Annotated in this window: 23 protein-coding genes; 12 read left to right on the top strand and 11 right to left on the bottom strand. The window is 66.5% G+C overall.

Annotation, left to right across the window (positions count from 1 at the left end; translation table 11 throughout):
• Positions 1–36: 36 nt before the first annotated feature.
• Positions 37–1,218 carry an NO-inducible flavohemoprotein gene (gene hmpA, locus AVCA_RS23355; RefSeq protein ID WP_012703548.1) on the bottom strand — a complete coding sequence of 394 codons (1,182 nt, stop codon included), beginning with the start codon at positions 1,216–1,218 and terminating at the stop codon, positions 37–39.
• Between the two features lie 169 nt (positions 1,219–1,387).
• On the opposite strand from hmpA, the gene norR reads away from it, so the two are divergent.
• Positions 1,388–2,932: a nitric oxide reductase transcriptional regulator NorR gene (norR, locus tag AVCA_RS23350; RefSeq protein WP_012703547.1), complete on the top strand. Its 1,545-nt coding sequence runs from the start codon at positions 1,388–1,390 to the stop codon at positions 2,930–2,932.
• Positions 2,933–3,086: 154 nt separating this feature from the next.
• Here norR and AVCA_RS25660 read toward each other — a convergent pair whose 3' ends face one another.
• Entirely contained in the window at positions 3,087–3,560 is a 474-nt protein-coding gene (locus AVCA_RS25660; RefSeq protein WP_072432555.1) for an AAA family ATPase, read from the bottom strand.
• 277 nt (positions 3,561–3,837) lie between these two features.
• On the opposite strand from AVCA_RS25660, the gene AVCA_RS26970 reads away from it, so the two are divergent.
• Positions 3,838–4,053, top strand: a complete 216-nt coding sequence (locus tag AVCA_RS26970; protein ID WP_050764407.1) for a site-specific integrase — start codon at positions 3,838–3,840, stop codon at positions 4,051–4,053.
• 313 nt (positions 4,054–4,366) lie between these two features.
• Here the strand turns inward: AVCA_RS26970 and grxD are convergent, their stop codons facing one another.
• The 8 genes from grxD to nifL all read right to left on the bottom strand — a co-directional run bounded on the left by grxD (position 4,367) and on the right by nifL (position 11,370).
• Positions 4,367–4,696 (bottom strand): Grx4 family monothiol glutaredoxin, encoded by a 330-nt coding sequence (grxD, locus tag AVCA_RS23340; protein WP_012703546.1) that lies wholly within the window; start codon positions 4,694–4,696, stop codon positions 4,367–4,369.
• A gap of 9 nt (positions 4,697–4,705) precedes the next feature.
• Positions 4,706–5,068, bottom strand: coding sequence for a rhodanese-like domain-containing protein (locus AVCA_RS23335; RefSeq protein WP_012703545.1), 363 nt, complete (start codon positions 5,066–5,068; stop codon positions 4,706–4,708).
• Positions 5,065–5,652, bottom strand: coding sequence for a nitrogen fixation protein NifQ (locus tag AVCA_RS23330; protein ID WP_012703544.1), 588 nt, complete (start codon positions 5,650–5,652; stop codon positions 5,065–5,067). The genes AVCA_RS23335 and AVCA_RS23330 overlap by 4 nt, the downstream gene beginning before the upstream one ends.
• Entirely contained in the window at positions 5,652–6,095 is a 444-nt protein-coding gene (locus AVCA_RS23325; RefSeq protein ID WP_012703543.1) for an ArsC/Spx/MgsR family protein, read from the bottom strand. The genes AVCA_RS23330 and AVCA_RS23325 overlap by 1 nt, the downstream gene beginning before the upstream one ends.
• Positions 6,096–6,106: 11 nt before the next feature.
• A complete protein-coding gene (locus tag AVCA_RS23320) occupies positions 6,107–6,385 on the bottom strand; it encodes a 4Fe-4S binding protein (protein ID WP_012703542.1) in 279 nt (92 codons plus the stop codon).
• A gap of 41 nt (positions 6,386–6,426) precedes the next feature.
• On the bottom strand, positions 6,427–7,938 hold the full coding sequence (gene nifB, locus AVCA_RS23315) for a nitrogenase cofactor biosynthesis protein NifB (RefSeq protein ID WP_012703541.1): 1,512 nt from the start codon (positions 7,936–7,938) through the stop codon (positions 6,427–6,429).
• 284 nt (positions 7,939–8,222) lie between these two features.
• Positions 8,223–9,791 (bottom strand): nif-specific transcriptional activator NifA, encoded by a 1,569-nt coding sequence (nifA, locus tag AVCA_RS23310; RefSeq protein WP_012703540.1) that lies wholly within the window; start codon positions 9,789–9,791, stop codon positions 8,223–8,225.
• Positions 9,792–9,810: 19 nt separating this feature from the next.
• Positions 9,811–11,370, bottom strand: a complete 1,560-nt coding sequence (gene nifL, locus AVCA_RS23305) for a nitrogen fixation negative regulator NifL (protein WP_012703539.1) — start codon at positions 11,368–11,370, stop codon at positions 9,811–9,813.
• Between the two features lie 426 nt (positions 11,371–11,796).
• Between nifL and rsxA the strand changes: the two genes are divergently transcribed.
• The 10 genes from rsxA to AVCA_RS23255 all read left to right on the top strand — a co-directional run bounded on the left by rsxA (position 11,797) and on the right by AVCA_RS23255 (position 18,976).
• The gene (gene rsxA / locus AVCA_RS23300; RefSeq protein WP_012703538.1) at positions 11,797–12,369 is read left to right on the top strand and encodes an electron transport complex subunit RsxA; all 573 of its coding nucleotides are present in this window, start codon (positions 11,797–11,799) and stop codon (positions 12,367–12,369) included.
• A gap of 49 nt (positions 12,370–12,418) precedes the next feature.
• A complete protein-coding gene (locus tag AVCA_RS23295; protein ID WP_012703537.1) occupies positions 12,419–12,943 on the top strand; it encodes an RnfABCDGE type electron transport complex subunit B in 525 nt (174 codons plus the stop codon).
• Positions 12,944–12,963: 20 nt separating this feature from the next.
• Entirely contained in the window at positions 12,964–14,454 is a 1,491-nt protein-coding gene (gene rsxC / locus AVCA_RS23290) for an electron transport complex subunit RsxC (protein WP_012703536.1), read from the top strand.
• Positions 14,451–15,551, top strand: coding sequence for an RnfABCDGE type electron transport complex subunit D (locus AVCA_RS23285; protein ID WP_012703535.1), 1,101 nt, complete (start codon positions 14,451–14,453; stop codon positions 15,549–15,551). The genes rsxC and AVCA_RS23285 overlap by 4 nt, the downstream gene beginning before the upstream one ends.
• On the top strand, positions 15,548–16,237 hold the full coding sequence (gene rsxG / locus AVCA_RS23280) for an electron transport complex subunit RsxG (RefSeq protein ID WP_012703534.1): 690 nt from the start codon (positions 15,548–15,550) through the stop codon (positions 16,235–16,237). The genes AVCA_RS23285 and rsxG overlap by 4 nt, the downstream gene beginning before the upstream one ends.
• Before the next feature lie 13 nt (positions 16,238–16,250).
• Positions 16,251–16,967 carry an electron transport complex subunit E gene (locus AVCA_RS23275; protein WP_012703533.1) on the top strand — a complete coding sequence of 239 codons (717 nt, stop codon included), beginning with the start codon at positions 16,251–16,253 and terminating at the stop codon, positions 16,965–16,967.
• Between the two features lie 21 nt (positions 16,968–16,988).
• Positions 16,989–17,249, top strand: a complete 261-nt coding sequence (locus tag AVCA_RS23270; RefSeq protein ID WP_012703532.1) for an RnfH family protein — start codon at positions 16,989–16,991, stop codon at positions 17,247–17,249.
• 24 nt (positions 17,250–17,273) lie between these two features.
• Positions 17,274–18,005 carry a nitrogen fixation protein NifX gene (nifX, locus tag AVCA_RS23265; protein WP_012703531.1) on the top strand — a complete coding sequence of 244 codons (732 nt, stop codon included), beginning with the start codon at positions 17,274–17,276 and terminating at the stop codon, positions 18,003–18,005.
• A complete protein-coding gene (locus tag AVCA_RS23260) occupies positions 18,002–18,397 on the top strand; it encodes a NifB/NifX family molybdenum-iron cluster-binding protein (RefSeq protein WP_012703530.1) in 396 nt (131 codons plus the stop codon). Before nifX ends, AVCA_RS23260 begins: the two co-directional genes overlap by 4 nt.
• Positions 18,398–18,580: 183 nt before the next feature.
• On the top strand, positions 18,581–18,976 hold the full coding sequence (locus AVCA_RS23255) for a DUF4280 domain-containing protein (RefSeq protein ID WP_041807466.1): 396 nt from the start codon (positions 18,581–18,583) through the stop codon (positions 18,974–18,976).
• Here AVCA_RS23255 and AVCA_RS23250 read toward each other — a convergent pair.
• The gene (locus AVCA_RS23250; RefSeq protein WP_012703528.1) at positions 18,973–19,518 is read right to left on the bottom strand and encodes a toxin-antitoxin system YwqK family antitoxin; all 546 of its coding nucleotides are present in this window, start codon (positions 19,516–19,518) and stop codon (positions 18,973–18,975) included. The two genes, AVCA_RS23255 and AVCA_RS23250, sit on opposite strands and share 4 nt — an antisense overlap.
• Between the last annotated feature and the right edge of the window lie 10 nt (positions 19,519–19,528).

Genomic DNA, 19,528 nt, shown 5'->3' with positions numbered 1-19,528 from the left:
CGGGCCGCTTTTCCGGTGCGGCCCGGTCGGAGGGGGTTACGCTTCCAGCGCCTGTGCCGGGCCGAAGAACTCGTAGTGGCACTGTTCCTGCGGCACGCCGAGTTCGCGCAACTGGCGCTTCACCTGGGCCATGAAGGACTTCGGACCGAGGAAATAGGCGTCCAGATCGCGTTCCGCCGGCAGCCAGGCGGCCAGGCGCTGCGCGTCGAGCCGGCCATTGGCGTCGGCGCGGTCCCCGGCGCGCGGCGCGCTGTAGCAGAAGAACGCCTCGAGCTGCGGGTGCCGTCCGGCCAGTGCCTCGACCTGCTGGCGGAAGGCCTGTACGCCCGCATGCCGCGCGCAATGGATGAAGCGGATCGGCCGGCCGCCGGGCAGCGCCGCCTCCAGCATGGCCAGCAGCGGGGTGACGCCGACGCCGGCGCCGATCAGCACCAGCGGCTTGTCCGAATCGTTCAGGACGAACTCGCCGGCCGGCGGGAAGAGTTCCAGGCGGTCACCTTCGCGGACTTGCTCATGCAGGTGGCGGGAGACCCGGCCGGTGGCGTGGCGCTTGACGCTGATGCGGTATTCCTCGCCGTTCGGCGCCGCCGACAGCGAGTAGTTGCGGCGCACTTCCTCGCCGTCGAGCACCAGGCGCAGGCCGATGTACTGGCCGGGCCGGAAGGCCGGCAGCGCGCCGCCGTCTTCCGGACGCAGGTGCAAGGAAACGATTTCCTCGCTTTCCACCACCCGGCGCGCCACGCGGAACGCCCGCGCGCCGCGCCAGCCGCCCGGTACCGCGGCGCCGGCGGCATAGGCGGCTTCCTCGGCGCCGATCAGCAGTTCGGCGAGCATCCCGTAGGCCGCGCCCCAGGCGTCGAGCACCGCGTCGGTGGCGGTTTCCGCGCCGAGCACCTCGCGGATGGCGCGCAGCAGGCAAGCGCCGACGATCGGGTAGTGCTCCGGCAGCACCTGCAGGGACACGTGCTTGTTGACGATCTGCGCCACCAGCGGGCCGAGCGCCTCCAGGCGGTCGATGTGCCGGGCGTACATCAGCACCGCGTTGGCCAGCGCCCGCGGCTGTTCGCCGCTGGCCTGGTGAGCCTGGTTGAACAGTGGGCGTACTTCCGGGTGCTCGGCGAGCATGATCCGGTAGAAGTGGCTGGTCAGCGCCTCGCCACCGGTTTCCAGCAGCGGGACTGTGGCCTTGACGATGGCGCGTTGTTGCTCGGTCAGCATGGGTGACTCCTGTGGCGTGCAATGGGCGCGGCCGTTCGGCCGCGAGGGATGGGTAATCTTGTTCAGGTTTCGTGCCAGGCGCGCAGGTCCCGGAAATCGCCGGCCGGTTGCCCGTTGCAGTCGTTTCGACTACGGTAATCCGTTGTCAATAAGACTGCTCGTTATCCGAATGACTACAGCCCCGCTGCTCGACGCTTTCCTCCCGCTGGTCGCCGACCTGACCCGCGAATTGCCCGAGGCCGAACGCTACCGGCGCCTGCTCGGCGCCCTGCGCCGGCTGCTGCCGGCCGACGCTGCGGCGCTGCTGCGCCTGGACAGCGACACCCTGGTGCCGCTGGCGGTGGACGGGCTGAGCCCGGACACCCTGGGCCGGCGCTTCCGCCTCGACGAGCAGCCGCGCCTGCGGGCGCTGCTGGCGCACCGAGGCGCCACCCGCTTCGCCAGCGACTGCAGCCTGCCGGACCCCTACGACGGCCTGGTGGAGGGGCTGTCCAACCAACTGCAAGTCCACGACTGCCTCGGTTGCCCGCTGTACTTGGACGAGCGCCCCTGGGGCCTGCTGACCCTCGACGCCCTGGACCCAGCGCGCTTCGATGGCGTCGACCTGGCCAGCCTGGAGGCTTTCGCCAGCCTGGCCGCCGCCACCGTGCAGGTCGGCGAGCGGATCAGCGCACTGACCCGCCGCGCCGAGCGCGACGAGCGGCTGATGCAGGCCTACCGCGAGGCCGTCGATCGCCAGGGCAGCCACGAACTGATCGGCCAGAGCCGCGCCCACCGGCGCCTGCTTGAGGAAATCGCGGTGGTCGCCGGCAGCGACCTGAGCGTGCTGGTCAGCGGCGAGACCGGGGTCGGCAAGGAACTGGTGGCGCAGGCCATCCATGCCGCTTCGGCGCGCGCCCACAAGCCGCTGATCAGCCTGAACTGTGCGGCGCTGCCCGATACCCTGGTGGAGAGCGAGCTGTTCGGCCATGTGCGCGGCGCCTTTTCCGGGGCGGTGAGCGAGCGCAGCGGCAAGTTCGAACTGGCCGACGGCGGCACGCTGTTCCTCGACGAGGTCGGCGAACTGCCGCTGGCGGTGCAGGCCAAGCTGCTGCGGGTATTGCAGAGCGGCCAGTTGCAGCGGGTCGGCTCCGACCGCGAGCACCGGGTGGATGTGCGGGTGATCGCCGCCACCAACCGCGACCTGGCCGGCGAAGTCCGTGCCGGACGCTTTCGCGCCGACCTCTACCACCGTCTCAGCGTCTATCCGCTGCCGGTGCCGCCGCTGCGCGAGCGTGGCCGCGACGTACTGCTGCTGGCCGGCTTCTTTCTCGAGGAGAACCGCGCCCGGCTCGGCCTGCGCGGCCTGCGCCTGAGCGCCGAAGCCCAGACGGCGCTGCTCGCCTACGACTGGCCGGGCAACGTGCGCGAACTGGAGCACCTGATCGGCCGCGCCGCTCTGCGCGCCATGGCCGGCGGCGGGCCGCGGCGGATTCTCAGCATAGGCCCGGAACTGCTGGATCTGCCGGGCACGGCGGAAGGCGAAGCGCCTGCGGCCACCACCGCCCAGGCTTCGGCGAGCGGCGATCTGCGTCAGGCGGTGGAGCGCTTCCAGCGCGAACGCATCCTCGCCGCCCTCGAGGCCCATGGCCACAACTGGGCCGCCGCCGCCCGCGCGCTCGGCCTGGACCGCGCCAACCTGCATCGGCTGGCGCGGCGGTTGGGGTTGCGCTGAAAGGGTTGCCGGGTTGAGTGGCTGGCGTTCGATTTCAGCGGCGGTATGCCGTGACAAGTCGGGGGAGCATGGACGCCCCGGTAATCAATCGAAACGACCGATCGGGGCTGCCGAACACCCCGGAAAACAGTGCCCCGAACCCGCGCAGGACAGATCAGGCGTCGGCCTCGACGGGATATACCTGGATCACCCGCTCGAATCCCTCGGCTCGGGTAGGCGGCTCAATGGCCACGTAGACATTTCTCACTGCCTGTTCGGGCACAAGCTCGTCCGCTGCTCTTGCAGCATTTCGAGCCAGGCAGACTTCCAACGGTGTCCTGAACCAGACCGCGATGGTTTTCAATCGTTTCGATTCGGCGGCGGCAAGGATAGGTATACGCTCCCTATATTTGACAAGAAGCGCATCGAAAATAATGACATTTGCACGGTCGCTATCGAGTCGGGCAGCCCATGTACTTTTACCGGAACCTTGTGCGCCGACAAGCACATAAATCTCGGTATCCGAGTCGGCATGAGCCAGTGCTTGATGAAAGGCCCTGTACGAGCATTTCCATGCTTCATTGTTTCGTTCGTATGTGAATAGTCGGCCATTAGCGGTTTCAAGGAAGTTATCGGGATTTATATGCATGGCTGAGAGTCTGGCAGTAGTAACGGTAATTCTAGTGAGTAGGGTGGCTGGCGATTAGCTGCCACGTGTACTGGTAGATAAAAGTATACCGTTATCCAGCCTGCTTGATATGGTTCGGGTGCCTACGATGTTACAAATACCTAACTACTATTCGACACCAAATGGTGTGAACAAACACACCATCTGGTGCATAACGTTCCCTTGCCGAAACCGGCGGATCCCTTGTAGGCTGCGGCCTCCAGCAGGAGGCTGGTGTCCTTCGAGGGAGTTATACACCATGGATGGCAAGCCCAGGTTGTTGGACCGGCTGCGTGAGCAAATCCGTATTCGTCATTATTCGATCCGTACCGAGACAGCTTACGTCGAGTGGGCACGGGATTTTATTCGTTCTTACCGGCTACTTTACCCGGCAGAGATGGGTGCAGCCGAAGTTGAGCGATTCCTGTCGCATCTTGCCATGGACTTGAATGTTTCGGCGTCCACGCAGAGTTAGGCACTGGTTGCCCTGTTGTTTCTCTACAAGTATGTCCTGGCCATCGATCTTCCCTGGCTGAACGATGTGGTTCGTGCCAAGCGGCCCGAACGCTTGCCGGTTGTCCTGCCCCGCGAGGAAACACAGCGGCTGTTGGCCTGCTTCGAGGGCGAACTGTCGCTGGTCTCGGGGTTATTGTATGGCTCGGCTATCGGCGAGGGGCATTCCGCATGGCCGTGCGGTAGCCACAAAAGGCATCGCCGGCAAGCCGGCTCCTGCTGCAGTGGTTGCAGGAGCCGGCTTGCCGGCGAAAGCTGGGGATTTTGGGAGTGGTTCAGGCCTGGGGGACGGCTTTTTCCAACAGTTCCTTCAGGCTGCCGTCGGCTTCCATTTCCAGGATGATGTCGCTGCCGCCGATCAGTTCGCCGTTGACGAACAACTGGGGAAAGGTGGGCCACTGGAAGAGCTTCGGCAGCTTCTCGCGGATGTGCGGGGCGGTCAGCACGTTGACGTAGGCGAAGGGCTTGCCGGCCTTGCTGAGGGCGCCGACGGCGGCGCGGGAAAAGCCGCATTCCGGCGCCGCGGGGGTGCCTTTCATGTAGAGGATCACCGGGTTTTCGGCGATCTGCTTGCGAATGCGTGCTTCGGTATCCTGTACTTGCATGGTTCTCTCCTATCCCAGCAGGGCGGCGGCGTGCCGCGCACGGGCGGCATGCGCCCTGGCCGCCTGTTGCGGCCTGGCCTTCCAGGCGCCGTAGCCACCCTCCAGGCTGTAGCAGTTGATGAAGCCGAATTCGCTGAACAGGCGCGCCATGTCCGGGCTGGTGGTGCCATCTTCGCAACAGAAGAGCAGGTGCACCTGCTTCGGCGTGACCTTCAGCAGGGTGCGCAGGTTCAGGTCGTTGAGATGGATGGCGCGCGGATCGTGCCCCTGACAATAGGCGCGGGCATCACGGGTGTCCAGCAGCATGACGCTGTCCTGGCCGGCCAGCAGGGCCTCTGCCTGCTCGGCGGCGATGCGGGAGAATCGGGTCATATCTCTGCTCCAAAACAATCGTGATGAGACGGGCACTGCTCGCAACTGGGGGAGCGGCAGACGTAGCCGCCATCCTGTTCGCACAGTTGCTTGTAGAAAAACTTCTTCCAGCGCATGTTTTTCACGTTGCGCTCGGCAAGGTGGGGGAAATTGTGCATCAGCAGGACCCTCAGCGTCTCGCGGCTCTCGAGTCCCAGGTCGCGCCACAGGTGATCGCCACCCAGGCAGGCGGCGGCGACGATGCTCGCCATCCAGAGCTCTTCGGGGTCGTCGCCGCGGCGGCCGTCCAGCAACAGGACGCGCAGTTCCTCCCATTCGTCGCGGCGCATTTCCAGTAGGTCTTCGCGCAGCTCGCTGCATTCGTGGGCCAGCGAGCCCAGGCTGGCGCTGGTCTGGCCGGCCAGCTCGGGAAAATGGGTGCGGATCAGTTCGGCATAGCTCCGCTCGTCGAGGCCCAGATGGAACGGCAGGCAGCTCAGACCGTCGCGCTGGGAGCGGACGATGCGCTCCAGCCAGAGGTGGTTGGCTCTGTCATGACGCACGGCTTGGGTGGTATCCCCCCGATGGGCCGCGGCGCTGCCCATCACTGGTTCCCCGCCGCCAGGCAGCCGATCGGGTTCTGCCCGACCGAGCGCTTTTCCAGGTCCTCGCCGGCGTCGGGCAGGTCGTTCTTGGCGGGCAGGTGGGTACACAGCTTGACCAGGTCGAAGCCGGCCATGTACTGCGAGCCGTAGTGGATCAGCGGGCGGCGGATCAGGATCGGGTGAGCCAGCATCAGCTCGAGCGCCTGGCTGGCGCTCAGTTGGGTGGGGTCCAGTTCTCCGTACTTGATCGCCGGTGCCGAGCGGTTGAACCATTCGACCACCGGCCGATCGCCGAAGAAGGGGCGCAGGCGCTCGGGCGTCCAGGGTTCGCTGAGCAGGTTGCGGACCTCCAAGTGCAGACCGGCCGAACGCAACAACTGCTTCTGCAGGCGGTTGGTGGCACAGCCGGGCTTCTCGTAGAAGACGATGCTGGTGCTGGTCATGGCGACTCTCCTTAGCGGGCCTGGATTTCGCGCATGGCCTCGGCCAGACGCTCCGGGGGAATCCCGGTCAGCGAACCAGGCGGGTTTGCCGGCGTGCCGTCGGCGAGCAGGATGGCGCCCTCGACCGGACAGATGCTCGCGCACTGCTTTTCCGCGTAGTCCCCGTCACACTCGGTGCACTTGCTCGCACTGATCTCGAAGTGCGGGCCGGCCAGGGAGATCGCCTCGCTCGGACAGACATCGACACATGCCCAACAATTGACACAGGATTCCACAATTTTCAGCGCCATCACGCACCTCCACGCAATCCTCGAATTGTTTCGCTGCCCGCTCAGGCCTTGGCCTGCAGCAGGGCTCCGTCATTCTCCAGCCGACCCGACTCGATCATTTCCCGGTAGACCGCCATGACCGCTTCCTCGATGGGCTCCATGGCGTGCTCGCCATTGGGCTGGATGCCGGCGGTCTCCAGGTCGCTCCAGGGTTCGAAACCGATCTTCGAGCAGAGCACCGCCTCGCATCCCTTCAGGGCACGGATGCTGCCGGCGAGTGCACTTTCCTTCTCGCCGCAGGTGTCGTTGCCGACGCAGTACTGGTCGACCCGGCGATGGCCGATGAAGCGCACCCCGGACGGCGAGGCTTCGTACACCAGGAACTCGGTGGCGTGCCCGAAGTGCTGGTTGATCAGGCCGCCGCCGCTGGTGGCCACGGCCATCAGCACCGGACGGTAGCGACCGCTCGTGCCGTTCTGGACGGATGCAACGGACAGGCCAGCCAGCCGTTCCTTCTTCGCCGCCTTCTCGTCCAGCTCTTCCTTGATCGCCGCATGGATGGCGGCGCGCTTGACCATCGCCGCCTCGTAATCGATCTCCATCGACTCGATCTTGTCCAGGGTGAACTCGTCGCCGCGGTCCTCGCCGAGCATGCCGACCGCGTCGGCGCGGCACTGGCGGCAGTGGCGCATCATGTTCATGTCGCCGGCGCAGGCGTCCTGCAGGTCCTGCAGTTCTTCCGGCTCGGGGCTGCGCTGGCCCATCACGCCGTAGAAGGTGCCGTGCTCGGGCTCGGCGATCAGCGGCATGACGTTGTGCAGGAAGGCGCCCTTGGCCTTGACGATCTTGCTGACTTCCTTCAGGTGCTCGTCGTTGACGCCGGGGATCATCACCGAATTGACCTTCACCAGGATGCCGCGCGCCACCAGCATCTCCAGACCCTTCTGCTGCTGCTCGATGAGGATCTTGGCGGCCTTGACGCCGCGGATGCGCTTGTTGTTCCAGTAGATCCACGGATAGATCTTGGCGCCGATCTCCGGGTCCACGCAGTTGATGGTGATGGTGACGTGGTCGATGTTGTGCTTGGCCAGTTCCTCGACGCACTCCGGCAGGGCCAGGCCGTTGGTGGAAACGCACAGCTTGATGTCCGGGGCCTGCTCGCTGAGCATGCGGAAGGTGTCGAGGGTGCGCTTCGGGTTGGCCAAGGGGTCGCCGGGGCCGGCGATGCCGAGCACGCTCATCTGCGGGATGGCGGCGGCCACGGCCTTGACCTTCTTGACCGCCTGCTCGGGGGTCAGCACTTCGGACACCACGCCCGGACGCGACTCGTTGGCGCAGTCGTACTTGCGGTTGCAGTAGTGGCACTGGATGTTGCAGGCAGGCGCCACCGCCACGTGCATGCGCGCGAAATAGTGGTGCGCCTCTTCCGAATAGCACGGATGGTTCTGCACCTTCGCACGAATGTTTTCCGGCAGGTGGGAGAGCTGATCGTGCGTGCTGCCGCAGCTACTTGAGGAACAGCCGCCAGCGCTGTGCTGTCCCCCATTGTTTTGCCCAAGTACGCTCAGTTCCATGTTCTGTCTCCGGCTGAGAGAGTCTTTACCCCAAGAGCCGAGCAATACCCGTGCCGATTATTCAAGTAATTGTTTTTGAATGATTTATTTGAAAACGAGGGGCCGAATTTGTCGCGCAACGGACAAATCCGCACCGCCCTTCGCGCGCTTCTGTACGACAAGCGACAAGCAGTGTGGCGGGAGTCGGAGGCGATGTCCGTCGTGGACGGGCGCCCGTAGCGGACGAGGGGGCGGGGAGAACGGGGAGGGGGGAGGAGCCGGCCATCCATTGCCGGAGGGTCCCGTCAGATCTTGCGCATGTGGATGTTGAGGGTCTGGATGCGGTAGGCGATCTGCCGCGGCGTCATGCCCAGCAGCCGCGCGGCCTTGGCCTGCACCCAGCCGGCCTGTTCGAGGGCGGCGATCACCCGTTCGCGGTCGTCCAGGGTCTCGTCGGCCAGGTTGACCTCGGGCAGCGGCGCGGCGAGCGGCGGGCTCTCGTTGTCGACCCCGGTCAGCGAGACCACGTCGCGGGTGATGGTGCCGTCCTCGCTCATGATCGCCGAGCGCTCCAGGCAGTTCTCCAGTTCGCGCACGTTGCCCGGCCAGCGGTGGCTCATCAGCAGGCGGATGGCGCTGTCGGTGACGGTCAGCGGGCGGCCCTGCTGGCGGCCGATCTTGCCGAGCAGGAATTCCGCCAGTTCGGGAATGTCGGCGGTACGCTCGCGCAGCGGCGGAATGCGGATGGCCATGACGTTCAGGCGGTAGTAGAGGTCCTCGCGGAACTTGCCCTTTTCCACCTCGCTTTCCAGGTCGCGGTTGGTGGCGGCGACGATGCGCACGTTGACCCGCACCGTCTGGTTGCCGCCGACCCGCTCGAACTCGCCTTCCTGCAGCACGCGCAGCAGCTTGGCCTGGAACATCGGCGAGATCTCGCCGATCTCGTCGAGGAACAGGGTGCCGCCGTCGGCCTGCTCGAAACGCCCCTTGCGCTGCTTCACCGCGCCGGTGAAGGCGCCCTTCTCGTGGCCGAAGAGTTCGGACTCGAGCAGGGTTTCCGGCAGCGCGGCGCAGTTCAGGCGCACGAAGGGGCGGTGCGCGCGCGGCGAGTTGTAGTGGATGGCGCTGGCGATCAGTTCCTTGCCGGTACCGGACTCGCCGAGGACCAGTACGGTGCTGTTCCACTTGGCGACCCGGCGGATCTGATCGAACACCCGGCGCATGGTGGGGGTGTGGCCCACCACCATGTTCTCGAAGCCGTACTTGCCGCGCACCTCGCGACGCAGTTCGTCGCGCTCGTCGGCCGCCTCGCGGCCGTCCTCGATGTTCACCACCAGGCGCACGGTCTGCGCCAGCAGGTTGGCGACGATCTCCAGAAGGCGCGTGCGCGCGGGCATGTGCTCGTCGGCGCGGCAGTCCGGCTGGGCCGCCAGCACGCCGATGGTGTTGCCCTCGGGGTTCTTGATCGGCACGGCGATGAACGGCATTTCCAGGTCGTACAGCGCCAGGCGGTCGAGAAAGCGCGGGTCGGCGGAGATGCGCCCGAGCACCACGCTGTTGCCGTGCTTGAGCACGTTGCCGATCACGCCTTCGCCGCTTCTGTAGCGCACGCCTTCGCAGGCCTGGGCCACCGCTTCCGAGTCGGTGTGGATGGCGCCGATCTGCAGGGCGCCGTGTTCCGGGTCGGAAATGGTCACCAGGCCATGCAGCAGGCCGAGGTCATTGTGCAGTACGGCCAGGACCTGTTCGAGCAGTTCGTCGATCTGTTGTTCGCGGCTGAGCGTGCGGGCGATGCTCGCCAGGGCCTGCAATTGCAGGTCATAGAGTTCGACCGGGTTCTGTTTGGCCGAGCGCTGAGGGATGGTTGCATTCATGGGCATTCCCTGTCGCTGTTCAGGTGGAGGCCGAGAAGGGCAGCTCGACGACGATCCGGCAGCCTTCGCGATAGTCGGTGTCTACGTGCACCATGCCGGCGTGCTTGGCGACGATCTCCTGCACCACCGGCAGGCCCATGCCGCGCCCGACGCGGTGTGGCGGCTTGGTGCTGAAGAACGGCTCGAACACCTTCAGCACCAGGTCGGGCGGAATGCCCGGGCCGCTGTCGGTGATCTCCATGCGCACCAGGTGGTTCTCCACGCGGGTGCTGATGAACAGCTCGCGGCGGCTGACCTGGTTCTGGCTCATGGACTCGATGGCGTTGTCGACCAGGTGCTTGATCATGCTGCGCAGGCTGCTTTCCCCGCCCATCACCCAGGGCAGGCGCAGCGCCGGCTGCCAGTCGACGACGATGCCCTGGGCCAGCAACTGGTCGGTGCACAGGGTGATCACCTCGCGGATCAACTGGTTGAGGTTGACCGGCATCTTGGACTCGGCCATGCGCACCGGAATGGAGCCACTGAGGTTCTCCAGTGCCTCCATTCCGGCCGTGCTGGCTTCGCGCATGGCGCTCAGCACCGGGTCGTTGCCGGCCTTGTCGCCGAGGCGCCGTTCGAGCATGCGCATCGCCGCGCTGATCAGGTTGACCGGGCCCTGCAGGCGATGGATGGCGGCGTTGAAGGTCTCGCGCATGCCTTCCAGCAGCTCTTCCTCGGCCATCAGCGCCTTCAGCGCGTTGAGCCGCGAATCCTGCTGCTTCTGGCGCAGCTCGGAGATGTCGTTGATGGTCAGCAGCAGGTAGCGTTCCTCGGTGGGCGCGAAGAACACGTGGGCCTGCTCGTTCTCGATGTGGATGGCCCGGCCGTGGCAGGACAGCCAGCGCGGCGAGCGGCCGCCCAGGTCGAAGGAGATCTCCTTGCCGGAGAAGGCGCTGCCCTGGTTTTCCAGCGTCTCGAAGGGGGCGGCGAGGTTTTCCCGCAGCAGCGCCACCAGGCTCTCGCTGCTGCCATCCTCGACCAGGTCGCGGGCCAGGCGGCAGAAGCTCGGGTTGGAGAGCATCACCCGGTGCTGGCGGTCGAGCACCACCATCGCCGCCGGGGCGGCGTTGACCACCGCCTCGATCATCAGGCGCTGGTTGTTGACGCGTTGTTCCAGTTCGTGCAATTCGCTGGTGTCGCGGTGCATGCCCAGGTAGTAGATGGTCTCGCCGGCCTCGTTGAGCACCGGCGCCACGGTCAGTTCGGCCAGGTACAGGGTCTTGTCCTTGCGGCGGTTGACCAGCACGCCGGACCAGGGCTTCTTCTGCGCCAGCCGGCCCCACAGGGCCTGGTAGACCAGGCGCGGCGTGGTGCCGTTGGAGAGGATCGATTCGTTCTTGCCGAGCACTTCCTCGCTGCCGTAGCCGGTGATGGTGCGGAAAGCGCGATTGGCGTAAAGAATGTTGGCCTTGAGGTCGGTGATGGAAATGGCGATGGGCGCATGCTCCACCGTCTGGCGAAAGATCTCGGGAAGCAGCTCGTCGCTCTCGGCGTGAGGCGCTTGCGGCTCGTTGCTCAGGGTCGGGTTGGCCGGGGTCATGCTGTGCCTCGTCTATCCAAGAAAACCGGCGAGCGCGGCTGCGTCCGCCGGAGGGGCGTGTTGGGCCTGAGAGAAGATTAGCAAATCCTGTGCCGCACCTTAATCGCCCGGGTGCGCCGAATTGCTCGGAAAAACCTCGAAACATGGATTTTCGGGGTGGTCGCCCTCTAGCTGTGCGAAAGCGCACAAGCCGGGCGGCAGGCTCAGTAACGAGCTGTCACAAACCTTACAAAACCGGGGCCGCCGGGTGGATAGGCGGCTGGCGTGCCGAAGCTATTTGTTGATCCAGGTCAATTTTAGAGGGGCTCCCGCGATACGCCTGTGCAAATTTTGAGCGCTGGCATGCTTGATGCACAACTTCCGGCATAAAGACTGCGCCCGACAAAGGCGCATCGACAAAGTTTAGCCGAGCAGGTGAGGTCGCTTATGGAGTACGTTCTGTTTCTATTGGGCACCGTGTTGGTTCACAACGTGGTGCTGGTGGGCTTTCTTGGCCTGTGTCCGTTCATGGGCGTGTCGAGCAAGCTCGATCCTTCGATCGGCCTGGCCGTGGCCACCACCCTGGTCATGGGACTCGGTGGCGCCAGCAGCTGGCTGCTCGAGCACTACGTGCTGCTGCCGCTGGGCATCGGCTTCATCCGCATCCTCGCCTACATCGTGGTCATCGCCGGCATGGTGCAGTTGATCGAGATGATCATCCGCAAGGCCAGCCCGTCGCTGTACCGCTCGCTGGGCATCTACCTGCCGCTGATCACCACCAACTGCGCGGTGCTCGGCGTACCGCTGCTCAGCGTGCGCGAAGGCCACGACCTGACCATGGCCGTGCTGTTCGGCCTGGGCTCGGGCCTGGGCTTCTCGCTGATCATGATCATCTTCGCCGGTCTGCGCGAGCGTCTGGCCCTGGCCAATGTGCCGGCCGCCTTTTCCGGCCCGCCGATCGCCTTCGTCACCGCCGGCCTGCTGGCGCTGGCCTTCATGGGCTTCGGCGGCCTGATCTGATTCTGACACTGGACGGCCGGCACGACCGGCGACGAGAGGAGGACAAATTATGATAGAGGCAACTCTGGCTCTGACCGTGATGGGTGTGCTCCTGGGCTGCGGCCTCGGTCTGGCGGCACGCAAGTTCGCGGTGACCGACGAAAATCCCCTGATCAAGGAAGTCAGCGATCTGATGCCGGGCAGCCAGTGCGGACAGTGCGGCTTTCCCGGCTGCGGTGCCGCCGCCGTGGCGATCGTCGAAGGCAATGCTTCGGTCACTTGCTGCCCGCCCGGCGGCGTGGGCCTGGCCGAGAAGCTCGCCGCGATCCTCGGCGTGCCCCTGGATGCCAGCCAGGTGGCCGCGCCCATGCTGGCGCGGGTGGAGGCCTCGCAGTGCATCGGCTGCACCCGCTGCTACCGTGCCTGCCCCACCGACGCCATCGTCGGCGCCAGCGGGCAGGTCCACGTGGTGCTGGAGGATGCCTGCACCGGTTGCGGCAAGTGCCGCGACGCCTGTCCGGAAGACTGCGTCCTTCTGATCCCGCAGGAGCAGACCCTGGACACCTGGCGCTGGGACAAGCCCGCTGCCGCCTGAGCCGATTACGGAGCCTTCGCATGTACTTCAATCTTTCCAGTATCCGTGGCGGCGTCCATCCGGCCGCCCACAAGGATCTCTCGGCCGCGCTGCCGATCGGCAGCCTGCCGCTGCCCCCGCGTCTCTATCTGCCGCTGCGCCAGCACGCCGGGGCTGAAGCCCTGCCGATGGTCGCGGTCGGCGACAAGGTGCTCAAGGGTCAGTTGCTGGCCTTCCCGCCGACGGAGGTTTCCGCGCCGGTGCACGCTCCCACTTCGGGGCGCATCGTCGCCATCGGACCGGTCCCGGCGCCGCATCCGTCGGGTCTGACCACCACCGGCATCGTCCTGGAGAGCGACGGCGAGGACCGTTGGATCGATCTGGATGTGTCCACCGATCCGTTCGCCGAGGACCCGCTGGTGCTCGCCGACCGCGTCGCCAAGGCCGGCATCGTCGGCCTCGGCGGGGCGATCTTCCCGGCGGCGGTCAAGCTCAAGCAGGGCACCCGCCACGAGATCAAGACCGTGCTGGTCAACGGCAGCGAGTGCGAGCCCTACCTGACCTGCGACGACCGCATCATGCGCGAGCGCGCCGAGGCCATCGTCGACGGCGCCCGGCTGATCCAGCACATCCTGCGTGCCTACAGCGTGGTCATCGCCATCGAGGACAACAAGCCCGAGGCCCTGGCCGCCATGCGCGCCGCCGCCGAGCACTTCGGCGCCATCGAAGTGATGGCGGTGCCGGCGCTCTATCCCATGGGTTCGGCCAAGCAACTGATCCAGGCGGTCACCGGCCGCGAGGTACCGGCCGGCGGTCGCAGCACCGATGTCGGCGTGCTGGTGCACAACGCCGGCACCGTGTACGCCATCCAGCAGGCCCTGCGCTTCGGCCGGCCGCTGATCTCGCGGGTGGTCACGGTGTCCGGCGCCTGCGTGAAGACCCCGCAGAACCTCGACGTGCTGATCGGCACCCCGGTGCAGGCGCTCATCGACGCCTGCGGCGGTCTGAGCGGCGATCCCCAGCAACTGCTGCTCGGCGGGCCGATGATGGGCGCGGTGCTGCCCTCCACCGAGGTGCCGGTGATCAAGGGCGCCACCGGCCTGCTGGCGCTGGCCCGGCACGAACTGCCGAACAAGGACCCGGCGCCCTGCATTCGCTGCGCGAGCTGCGTGGATGCCTGCCCGATGGGCCTGACCCCGCTGGACATGGCCCTGTACGCCCGCGCCGACGACTACGACGGCGCCAGCGAATACGGCCTGCGCGACTGCATCCTCTGCGGCTGCTGCTCCTATGTCTGTCCCTCGCACATTCCGCTGGTGCACTACTTCCAGTACGCCAAGGGTCAGCAGGACGAGCGCCGCAGCGCCGCCCGCAAGAGCGACTACATCAAGCGCCAGACCGAGGTCCGTGCCGCGCGTCTGGCGGAAGAAGAGGCCGCCAAGGCAGCCGCCAAGGCGGCCAAGGAGGCGGCCAAGGCCGCCAAGGCAGCGAAGACCAAGGCCGCCAAGCCGAGCAATGAGGTAGAGTCATGAGCACCATCAGCGTCGCGGCGGGGCCGTTCGCCCACGACCGCTCCTCGGTCAACCGCATCATGCTGGACGTGTGTCTGGCACTCACTCCGGCCACCCTGTTCGGCCTGGTAATGTTCGGCTGGCCGGCGATCAACCTGTGGCTGGTCACCTGCGTCAGCGCCCTGGCCATCGAGGCGGCCTGCCTGCGCCTGCTGGGGCAGCCCATGCGCCGCCTGCTCGATGGTTCGGCCCTGCTCACCGGCTGGCTGCTGGCGATCTCCCTGCCGCCGTGGGCGCCCTGGTGGATCGGCGTCGGCGGCAGCCTGTTCGCCATCGGCATCGGCAAGCAACTGTACGGCGGCATCGGCCAGAACCCCTTCAACCCGGCCATGCTGGCGCGCGTCGCCCTGCTGATCGCTTTCCCGCTGCAGATGACCACCTGGGCGCTGCCGCATCCGCTGTTCTCGTCCTCGGCCCCGGGCTTTTTCGACAGCCTGGCGATCACCTTCGCCGGTGCGCCGCTGGCCGATGGCATGACCGGCGCCACCGCGCTGGGCAACCTGAAGACCGAGCTGACCCTCAACCGCACCGCCCAGGAGATTCTGGAGGGCGGCTTCAGCACGATCTCGGCGCTGTTCGGCAGCACGCCCGGCAGCCTCGGCGAAACCTCGGAACTGCTGTTGCTGGTCGGCGGCGTGTGGCTGGTGCTGCGTCGCATCATCCACTGGGAAATCCCGGTCGCGATTCTGGCGAGCGTGTTCGTGATGGCGACCCTCGCGTATCTGATCAACCCGGAGCGCTATGCGGGCGGGCTCTATCAGCTGACCTCCGGCGGCCTGATACTGTGCGCCTTCTTCATCGCCACCGATCCGGTGACCTCGCCGATCAGCCGCGTCGGCCGGCTGATCTTCGGTGTGGGCTGCGGCGTGCTGATCTACGTGATCCGCACCTGGGGCAGCTTCCCCGAGGCGGCCGCCTTCGCGGTGCTCTTCATGAACGCACTGACCCCGTTGATCGACCGTTACTGGCGGCCGCGCGCCTACGGCCGCAACGTCCGGGGCAAGCCGCTGGTCGCGGCCAAGTGGACCAGCCAGGTTAAAGAGGTGGACAAGGTATGAACGATACGACGATGACTCCGGCCGAGGAGAACGCCGCGCCCGCCGAGGCGGCCGCGGGCAAGCCCACGCTCCTCGCGCGCCTGGAGAAGTGGCGGCCGATGGTGGCCTACCAGGGCCTGTCGCTGGGCCTGGTCTGCGCCGTGGTGGCCCTGCTCCTGCTGACCGGCAACATCATGACCCATGGCACCATCGCCGAGCAGCAGATGCAGGATCGTCTGGCCACGCTGCGCGAGGTGCTGCCGCAGTCGCTGTACGACAACAATCCGCTGGCCGACAGCTTCAAGGTGCAGGACGCCGAGCTCGGCGAGGTCGAGGTGCTTCCGGCGCGCCTGCAGGGCAAGCTCACCGCGGTGGTCTTCCAGGGCCGCAACATCGGTTACGGCGGTCCCATCGAGCAGATGATGTCCGTCGACGCCCAGGGCAAGATCCTCGGCGTGCGGGTGCTGACCCACAAGGAAACCCCCGGCCTGGCCGACAAGATCGAGGCCTCGCGCAGCGACTGGATCAAGGTCTTCGACGGTCTGTCGCTGGAAAACACCGCGCTGGACAAGTGGAAGGTGAAGAAGGACGGCGGCCAGTTCGACCAGTTCGCCGGCGCCACCATCACCCCGCGCGCCGTGGTCAAGACCGTGCTGCAGGGCCTGCAGTTCCAGGCCCGGCACGCCGAGCAGCTGAAAGCCGAGTAAGAGGAGCACAATCATGAGTCATTGCGGAGCACCCAGCGTTCCCGAGCCCGAAAAGAAGGTGCCGTGGCAGTACTTCACCTCGGCCCTGTGGCAATACAACGTCGCCCTGGTGCAGATGCTCGCGCTCTGCCCGACCCTGGCGGTGACCACCACCGCCACCAACGGCCTGGGCATGGGCCTGGCCACCACCCTGGTGCTGGTCATGACCAACGCGCTCATCTCGTCGATGCGCCATACCATTTCTCCCGAGGTGCGCAACCCGGTGATGATCGGCGTGATCGCCGGCGTGGTGACCCTGACCGACATGGCGATGAACGCCTGGATGCACGAGCTGTACAAGGTGCTCGGCCTGTTCATCGCGCTGATCGTGACCAACTGCGCGGTGCTCGGCCGTGCCGAGTCCTTCTGCCTGAGGAACCCGGTGATCCCCTCGATCCTAGACGGCGCCGGCATGGGCGCCGGCTTCACCGCCGTACTGGTGGTGATCGGCGGCATCCGCGAGATCCTCGGCAGCGGCACCCTGTTCTCCCAGGCGTCCTCGCTGCTCGGCTCGCACTTCAAGTGGATGGAGATCACCGTGATCCCCGACTTCCAGGGCATCCTGCTGGCCATCCTGCCGCCGGGCGCCTTCATCGTCCTGGGCTTCCTGCTGGCCGCCAAGCGGGTGATCGATCGCAAGCGTGCCGAGCGTCGCCAGCAGACCCATGGCGAGCTGGTGGTTCTGCAGTGATCGGCGAGGAGTGATAGCGAAATGAGAGTTTCCGTGGTATACGCCGATCCGGCCAAGCCCCTCCAGCTCAGTTGCAAGGTGGAGGACGGCTGCAGCGTGGAGCAGGCGATCCAGCAGTCCGGCGTACTGCGCTGCTGTCCGGACATCGACCTGAAGAAGCAGAAGGTCGGCGTGTTCGGCAAGTTCGTCAAGTTGGACAGTCCGCTCAAGGATGGCGACCGCATCGAGATCTACCAGCGCGTCACGCGGGTCGATGATGACGACGACGATGATGACGATTGAGTTCAGTCGCCCAGGAGGCCGCTTATGGTAACCCCCGTGAACATGAGTCGCGAAACCGCTCTGCGCATCGCCCTGGCTGCCAGGGCTTTGCCCGGTACCACGGTCGGCCAGTTGCTGGAAATCCTGCATCAGCGGATCGAAGGTCCGCTGACCGAGGAGAGCCTGCAGGGTGTGAGCGTCACCGACCTGAAGATCGGCCTGGCCGGTTCCGAAGAGGATGTCGACATGCTCGACACTCCGATGTCGGCGCTCAAGGATGCGGTGCGCATCCTCTGGGGCGAGGCCGAGGTCGACAGCCTGCCCCAGCCGGTGAAGCTGGAGCGCGTGCCGGAAGGCTCGATCCGCGTGGCCATCGCTTCCAACAACGGCGAGCAACTGGATGGACACTTCGGCTCCTGCCTGCGCTTTCTCGTTTACCAGGTGAGTGCCAAGGACGCCTCGCTGGTCGACATCCGCTCGACCCTGGACGTGGCGCTGGCCGAGGACAAGAACGCCTGGCGTGTGGAGCAGATCCAGGACTGCCAGGTGCTTTACGTGGTGTCCATCGGCGGACCGGCGGCGGCCAAGGTGGTGCGGGCCGGCATCCATCCGCTGAAGAAGCCCAAGGGTTGCGCGGCGCAGGAGGCCATCGCCGAGCTGCAGACGGTCATGGCCGGTTCTCCTCCGCCGTGGCTGGCCAAGCTGGTCGGCGTTTCCGCCGAGGAGCGCGTGCGCTTCTCCGTGTCCGACGACGAGGACGAGGCGGCCAGGGCATGAGCGAAGAACGTCTGCTGATCGCCGTGGCGGTCGATCGCCAGGGCCGTGTGGCCGACCATGCCGGACGTGCCCAGCGCTGGGAGGTGTTCGACGTCTGGCCCGGGCAGGCCCCGGTGGGCATCTATGCCATCGAGCTGGCGGAGAAGGCCGTCCTGCACCACTGGCATGTCACCGATTATCCCGAGCGGCATCCGCTGCATGCCGTGGACGTGGCCATCGCCGCGACCGCCGGCGAGGGCGTCGTCCGCCGCCTCGCCGAGCGCGGAGTGAGCCTGCTCACCACCGGCGAGAGCGACCCGGAGCTGGCGGTCAAGGCCTGGCTGGCCAATGAGCTGTTGCCCGGCAAGCCCCACGAGGAGCATTCCTGCGGCGGGGAGGGGCACCAGCACTAGGTGTCTCGGGGGGCGGCGCTCACCACGCCGCTCCCTGCCGCCAATCCTTCTTCCCGATCCCGGTCCCCACCGGCGCCTGTCGGCAACCCCGGACGTCGCGCTCTGCACGCTGCGCGGCAGGGGCGGTACGGGTGCGCGCGGTGGTAGAGTTCCGGGAACTGCGAATCGCCAGGAGAAAGCCCGATGTCCTGCCCGCAGGTCTGCAGCACCGCGACCCTCAGGTGCAGTTTCGGCGTAGCGCCGTCGATGCTGAACGTGCTGCCGGTCAATCGCACGCTGACCAACAACCTGCCGGCGGCGAATCTTTCCGACCATATTCCGCTGGTCAACATCCTGCCCTTCGGCCTGTGCCAGAGCATGGCCAATCCCACGGTGGCGGCGGCCACCGCGGCGGCGCTCGGTGCCCTGACGCCGATGCCCTGCGTGCCGGCCACGGCCAGCCCCTGGATTCCGGGCGGGCCAGCCACCGTGCTGCTGGGCAACGTCCCGGCGCTGGATGCCAATGGCACGCTGATGTGCACCTGGGGCGGGGTGATCAAGATCGTCGCGCCGGGCCAGGTGCAGATGCTGATTCCCTAGCCCTCGACGGGCTCCGTCCAGCGCCGCCACCACCAGCGCAGGCGCGAGAGCGGCTTGCCCTGCTCGTCCAGCGGGCGGCCGTCCGTCGCGTATAGCCGCGCCGGTTCCAGAAGCTGTCCCTGCCGATAGCGGGCGCTCAGCGCCAGCCGGCCGTTGGCGTGGAAGCGTCGGTGCGGCCCTTCGCGCACGCCGTCCCGGTAGTGTTCGATTTCCGCCGGGCTGCCGTCGGCGAAGTAATTGATCGCCTCGCCGTGCAGCAGCCCGTGGCGGTAGCCGGCCTTGCGCTGCAGCCAGCCTTCCGGCGCATGGAAGGTGGCGATGCCGTGCAGCCTGCCCTGCAGGTAGGGCATCTGCGCGGCGGGCTTGCCGTTGGGGTGGAAGACTACCAGCGGGCCCTGCAATTCGCCCTGGCGGTAGCCCAGGCTGGCCTGCGGCCGACCGGCCGCTTCGATCCGCAGTGGGCCATCGAGACGGCCGTCGAGAAGGCTGCCGGCGAGACGGCTGTCGCCGCGGGTGAGGTCGAGCTTGCCGGATGGCGCCATGGAATGCTCC

The organism is Azotobacter vinelandii CA (genome assembly GCF_000380335.1).
Lineage (GTDB): Bacteria > Pseudomonadota > Gammaproteobacteria > Pseudomonadales > Pseudomonadaceae > Azotobacter > Azotobacter vinelandii.
The sequence above is the reverse complement of the archived record's forward strand: the minus strand, read 5'-3'. Positions and strand labels throughout refer to the sequence as shown.